Source organism: Megasphaera sp. SW808 (assembly GCF_012027795.1).
GTDB classification, from domain to species: Bacteria; Bacillota; Negativicutes; order Veillonellales; family Megasphaeraceae; genus Megasphaera; species Megasphaera stantonii.
Window position 1 is genome coordinate 1 of sequence record NZ_SJOT01000048.1, and the last position, 5,697, is coordinate 5,697.

Here is a 5,697-nt window from a genome sequence, read left to right on the forward strand (position 1 = left end):
AAGTATTGACTTTAATTGTATAACGTGCAAAAATATAAATACAAACGTAAATACGAAATAATTCGTAATTAAGAATGTCGAGGGCGTTTATAAATGTGGTAAAAGGTGATAGTCATGAATATAAGAAAATTAGTATCTTTTAAGTGCAATAACAAACTCCAATGGGGGATACTGGATGGGGATGAAGTGTATAGTGCAGAAAATTTATCTCACGCAATATCGGTACACCTTCCTGAAAACCTTTTAGATTTTATTTCTTTAGGACCTAATGGATTAAATAGGCTGAAAGCTAAGTTAAAAAAAAAGAATATTACGTTATTAAATCATTAAATATTGATGCTATCACTATTACTGCACCTATTATGAATTTGAGAAGAAATATATTTTGTATTGGCGAAAATTATGTAGAACATGTAGGTGAATTTGAAAAAAATTTTAATATGGAAATACAAAAAAAATTACCGTCATGTCCAGTTATTTTTACAAAAGCTGCTTCGGGAATTATTGGACCTGAAGAATTGATTGATTCCCATCCAATGATAACGAAGGCATTAGATTATGAGGGGGAGCTAGCTGTTGTTATTGGTAAAACAGGTATGAATATATCGGCAGAAAATGCAATGGAGTATGTGTATGGATATACTATTCTAAACGATGTTTCTGCGAGAGATTTATAAAGTAAATATGGGCAATGGTTTCATGGGAAGAGCCTTAATACATTTGCTCCTATGGGACCGTGTATTTTACTAAAAGATGAAGCCCCAAGTTTTTTTGAAATTATGACTAAGGTTAATGGAGAAATACGGCAACATGCTACCACTAAGGAATTTATTTTTTCCATTTCTAAAATAATTCAAACTTTATCGGAAGGGACTACTCTTTATGCAGGTGATGTTATTGCAACTGGTACTCCTTCTGGCGTAGGGGTAGGTTTTACGCCGCCTAAATATCTTCGTTCTGGAGATTTAGTAGAAATAACTATATCTGACATTGGGACTTTATCGAATTCAGTTAAATAACTGATGGATTTTTATCGAAGGGCTTGTAACCTGCGCAGGGTTATATATATAGTGTGTGCGGATATTTGCTCCGGAGGCTTTTATGAGGCACATATTGCAAGTTTTAAGGTTTAGCGATATTTTTAGAAAGATGGTGAAATTTTTATGACTCAATTAACTCAAAAACCTACAAACGTTCGATGGCGAGTGTTTTTAGCATTGCTGATTCTCGTTACTATCAACTACGTAGACCGTGCTGTTATTTCTGTATTAATGCCTATGATTCAGGAAGATTTGCAATTTAGCCCTGAACTTGTAGGTGTCATTCTGAGTGCATTTTTTTGGGGCTATGTAGTAATGCAGATACCTTCTGGATGGTTATGCGATAAATTTGCACCCGGTAAAGTTATTGTCGGTACAGGGATCTTGTGGGGGATATTTCAGATTTTTACTGGATTTATCCATAATAGCACAATGTTTATTGCTATTCGTGCATTATTGGGTATTTCAGAAGCTCCGATTTATCCCTCTGGAGGGAAATTACAGTCTGTCTGGCTGACTAAAAATGAACGTGGTAAAGGTGCTGCATTAATGGATTCCGGTTCGGCTTTGGGGAATGCGTTAGGAGCACCGTTATGTGCACTATTTGTAGCTTTTCTTGACGGTTGGCGTGGCGCTTTAATTGCAGCAGGCGTATTAACAATTATTGTAGTGCTAGCTTGTAAACCCATTATTGGATCTACACCGGAAACGAATAAGAGCATTAATGAAGCGGAACGTGAATATTTACGCAAAGCTTTTGAAGAAGAGGATGCTAGTTCTTTAAGCGGCCAAAACATGGATGATGCAAAATCTGGTTCAACGGCTACGACATATTTAGGTTCACGGAGTTTCTGGGGAGTATGTCTGGGATTTGGCGCTTATGATGCATTTTGGTATGGTTTAATGACCTGGGGCGCCTTATATTTGGCGGCAGTACATCATCTGAATATTAAAGATTTAGGTTGGTCTATTTTCTTAATTTATGCAGTAGGAACTGTTGGACAATTATTAGGCGGTGTCGTTACTGATAAAATTCGTCAAAGTGCAAAAGATACTAATGCCGTATTCAGACGGTTATTTCCTCTGTTAGGTGTATGCATTGCTGTTCCGATGTATTTGCTTTCAGTAGCAACAGATATCTACTTTGCTATTGCGATGCTTAGTATCTCGATGTTTTTTGAAAAATGGTGTGGAACAATGTACTGGTCTTTACCGTCGATTGTTGCGGATCGGCAATATAGTGGCACTCTCAGTGGCATTATGAATATGTTTGGCAATGTCGGTGGTGCAGTTGTTCCTATCGTTGTCGGGTTGATTGTTGGAGCTACTGGTTCGTATTATTGGGCTTTGATGTTATTTATTGCTTTAGCCCTTGGAACGGGTTTATTCCCTGTTTTAATCAATTTTGATAAGAAAATTGGGATGGAGTAATTTAACTTTTATTGAATTTGGCGAAATAATGAAAAGACCTTTTTTGAGGTCACCTATCGGTCTGCAAAAAAAGGTCTTTTTATCAAACATGTAGAGCTATAGAAAGGGTGGAATACTTATGAAATACAATCCTGTGACAGATGAAGTTGTCAATGAATTAAAGAAAATTGTCGGAGATAAATATGCTACGACGGATCCAGATAAATTAGAGATTTATAAGACTGACGAAGAAGGGAATTCTATTTATTTCAGTTATCCTGAAGTTGTTGTATTTCCGGCTTCTACTGAAGAAGTTGCCGAAGTTGTTAAGTTAGCTAATAAATACTTAGTTCCAATTACGCCGCGTTCGGCTGGAACAGGGCTATCTTGCGGGGCGATTCCTGTGCATCATGGAATTGTTATAGAATTAGAACGAATGAATCAGATTCTTGAAATGGATGCCGAAAACTTGTACTGCGTGGTTCAGCCAGGCGTTCGTACTGTTGATTTGCAGCAAGCTGCGAAAGCAAAAGGATTATTGTATGCCGGCGATCCGTGCAGTGCTGAAAGTTGTCAGATAGGCGGAAATTTAGCAACCAACGCTGGGGGAAACAAAGCTGTTCGTTATGGTACGACTCGTCATCAAATCTATGACCTTACTGTTGTAACACCGCTTGGCGACATTGTAAAAGTTGGTGCCCGGTTAGAAAAATGCAGCACGGGATACTGTTTAGAGCAATTGATCTGTGGATCTGAAGGTACACTGGGAATTATTACAGAAGCGACGTTAAAATTGAGGATGCTGCCGCCGTATTCCTTCGATATCGTTGCTATTTTTGATGATCCTGCAAAAGCGTTAGCTTTGCCGAGAAAGATTTTGAAGGCAGGTATTGAGCCGACAAGCATTGAATATATGGATAACCGGGCTATTGTTATTAGCGGCGATTTTATTAAATGCGATTTGCCGTACGCTAAGAAAAATGGCGTGTATGATATTATTACTGTTGAATCATACGATCAAGATGAGCTCGATAAAAAAATGGAAAAATTAGGCGATTTATGCGATGAGGCTGGTGCCGTCGAGGTACTGATGGCTGATGACCGAATTTGGGAAGCCAGAAAACAATTTGCCGATGCTTGCCGCGAAATTTGCTTGACTTGGGCTAGTTCGGACTATGTCGTTCCTCTTGATAAAATTATCAATGTCACAACAGAACTTCCGAATATCATGAAGAAACACGATATTGATGGCGGTATTGTAGCTCATATTGGTGATGGCAATATTCATGTGAATATTTTGAATACACATAATCAAGGTCCAGAAGAATGGGCGAATACCTTGCATGCATATGATGATGATATTTTTGCATTGGTATATAGCCTGGGCGGAAAGATGTCTGGCGAACACGGCATTGGCTATAAGAAAAAAGAGGAATTTGAAAAATTTACTCCTGAAGGTGAATTAAAACTTATGCGTTTATTGAAGAAAGCTTGGGATCCTAATAATATTATGAACCCATCTAAAGTTATTGAGGTTGAATAAATTTATTACATACATATATTACATATTATATAGGAGTCGTTATGAGTAAGTTTAAAGAAAGATTGAAAAATGGCGAACGGTTATTTGGGCCGTTCCTCAACATGAATTACCCGGCCGTCGTAGAAATCGCTGGCTTGGCAGGCTTTGACTTTGTCATCATCGACAACGAGCACGGCGAAATTCCCTTGGAAAGCACCGTCGACTTGATCCGCGCTGCGAAATTGACGGATATTCCGGCTATCGTCCGCGTATACGAAGGCAATCCCGAATTGATCGACAAAGCCCTGGACTTGGGCGCCGACGGCGTTCAGATTCCGAATATCGGCTCTAAGGAAGCTGCTGAAATTGCCGTACAGGCCGCTAAATTCGCGCCGGAAGGCAGCCGCGGCTGCAACCGCTTCGTTCGCGCCGGCCGCTACGGCAGCATCGATAAAGCCGATTTCTTCGGCAAGGCCAATGAAGAAACGGCCGTTATCCTTCAGGTAGAAGGCCAGGACGGCGTCAACGCTCTGCCGGAAATCTTGAAGGTCAAAGGCGTAGACGTCTTGTTCGTCGGCCCCTACGATCTCTCGGCCTCCTTGGGCATCCCCGGCCAGGTAGATCATCCGAAGGTCATCGAACAGATGAATGAAATCATGGCTCAGGCGAAAGAAGTCGGCGTAGCCGTAGGCTTCTTCGTCGACGACGTGAAGAAAGCCGTAGAATGGAAAAAACGAGGCGTACAGTACGTTTCCTTCTCGAGCGACGTAGGTGAATTGTTTACTCGTTTTAAGGAAAACGCTGACTACTTTAAAGAACATTGATGAAACTGTATGCGCGTATCCTTTTGAGAAGGGGTGTGGATGATAATGGGTGAATTTTCCGGGAAAATCGTACTAGTTACAGGGGGCAGCAAAGGAATTGGCGCTGCTACGGTAAGGCGTTTTTGTGAAGAAGGCGCACATTGTATTATTGCCAGCCGCCATCTGGAAGAGTGTCAGTCTTTTGCTGATGAATTGCAGCAAGCGGGATTTTCTGCAAGCGCCTTGGCGGTGGATGTAAGTAAAGTAGCTGAGATCAAGCAAATGGTCGGCGATGTTATAGATCAATTTGGCAAAATTGATGTGTTAGTTAATTCTGCTGGAGTTAATAATAGAAAATATGCAGTAGATTACGTAGAAGAAGATTGGGATTATATTATGAATATCAATCTGAAAGGGGCGTATTTCTGCACGGTTGAAGTGGGTAAGGAAATGTTAAAACAACAGAAGGGGGCTATTATTAGCTTGTCATCCTTGCAAAGTCACATCAACATGCAAAGATTATCGATCTATGGAGCAAGTAAAGCTGGGATACGTAATTTTACTAAGGGTTTGGCAAATGAATGGGCTACAAAAGGTGTTCGTGTAAATTGTGTGTCGCCTGCATTTATAGCTACTCCGTTAGTAGAGAAGGTACTGCAAGATCCTTCTTATACTACGATTATAGATTCGCGTACGCCTATGAAGCGTGTCGGCACACCTGATGAAGTTGCAAACGTTATTCTTTTTTTAGCATCGGATAAGGCAAGTTATATTACTGGAGCAGATATTGCAATTGACGGCGGATGGACGGCTAGTTAATGAATTGAGGCCATAATACGAAGGGTTTGTCACGTATATATTTACCATGCGTGGCAAACCTTTAGTTTTTTTTATATTCTATTATATATTCCCCTTAGTGAAA

General features: G+C 40.1%; 5 protein-coding genes and 1 pseudogene. All 6 read left to right on the top strand.

Features of this window, described 5'->3' with window-relative positions:
- Positions 1–114: 114 nt before the first annotated feature.
- The 6 genes and pseudogenes from E0L13_RS12035 (at position 115) to E0L13_RS11590 (ending at position 5,594) form a co-directional block, all read left to right on the top strand.
- Positions 115–330 carry a hypothetical protein gene (locus E0L13_RS12035; protein WP_346766181.1) on the top strand — a complete coding sequence of 72 codons (216 nt, stop codon included), beginning with the start codon at positions 115–117 and terminating at the stop codon, positions 328–330.
- A 32-nt stretch (positions 331–362) separates the two neighbouring features.
- Positions 363–1,019, top strand: a pseudogene (locus E0L13_RS11570) (fumarylacetoacetate hydrolase family protein).
- A gap of 144 nt (positions 1,020–1,163) precedes the next feature.
- Positions 1,164–2,471: an MFS transporter gene (locus E0L13_RS11575; RefSeq protein WP_107196454.1), complete on the top strand. Its 1,308-nt coding sequence runs from the start codon at positions 1,164–1,166 to the stop codon at positions 2,469–2,471.
- Between the two features lie 112 nt (positions 2,472–2,583).
- On the top strand, positions 2,584–3,993 hold the full coding sequence (locus tag E0L13_RS11580; RefSeq protein ID WP_095629502.1) for an FAD-binding oxidoreductase: 1,410 nt from the start codon (positions 2,584–2,586) through the stop codon (positions 3,991–3,993).
- Positions 3,994–4,034: 41 nt separating this feature from the next.
- On the top strand, positions 4,035–4,796 hold the full coding sequence (locus tag E0L13_RS11585; protein WP_107196455.1) for an aldolase/citrate lyase family protein: 762 nt from the start codon (positions 4,035–4,037) through the stop codon (positions 4,794–4,796).
- A gap of 39 nt (positions 4,797–4,835) precedes the next feature.
- A complete protein-coding gene (locus E0L13_RS11590; protein ID WP_095629500.1) occupies positions 4,836–5,594 on the top strand; it encodes an SDR family oxidoreductase in 759 nt (252 codons plus the stop codon).
- Positions 5,595–5,697: the final 103 nt, after the last annotated feature.

Bases quoted from the DNA above. Each gene is read 5' to 3' on its own strand.
- E0L13_RS12035 (WP_346766181.1), top strand. From the start codon at position 115: ATGAATATAAGAAAATTAGTATCTTTTAAGTGCAATAACAAACTCCAA.
- E0L13_RS11575 (WP_107196454.1), top strand. From the start codon at position 1,164: ATGACTCAATTAACTCAAAAACCTACAAACGTTCGATGGCGAGTGTTT.
- E0L13_RS11585 (WP_107196455.1), top strand. From the start codon at position 4,035: ATGAGTAAGTTTAAAGAAAGATTGAAAAATGGCGAACGGTTATTTGGG.
- E0L13_RS11590 (WP_095629500.1), top strand. From the start codon at position 4,836: ATGATAATGGGTGAATTTTCCGGGAAAATCGTACTAGTTACAGGGGGC.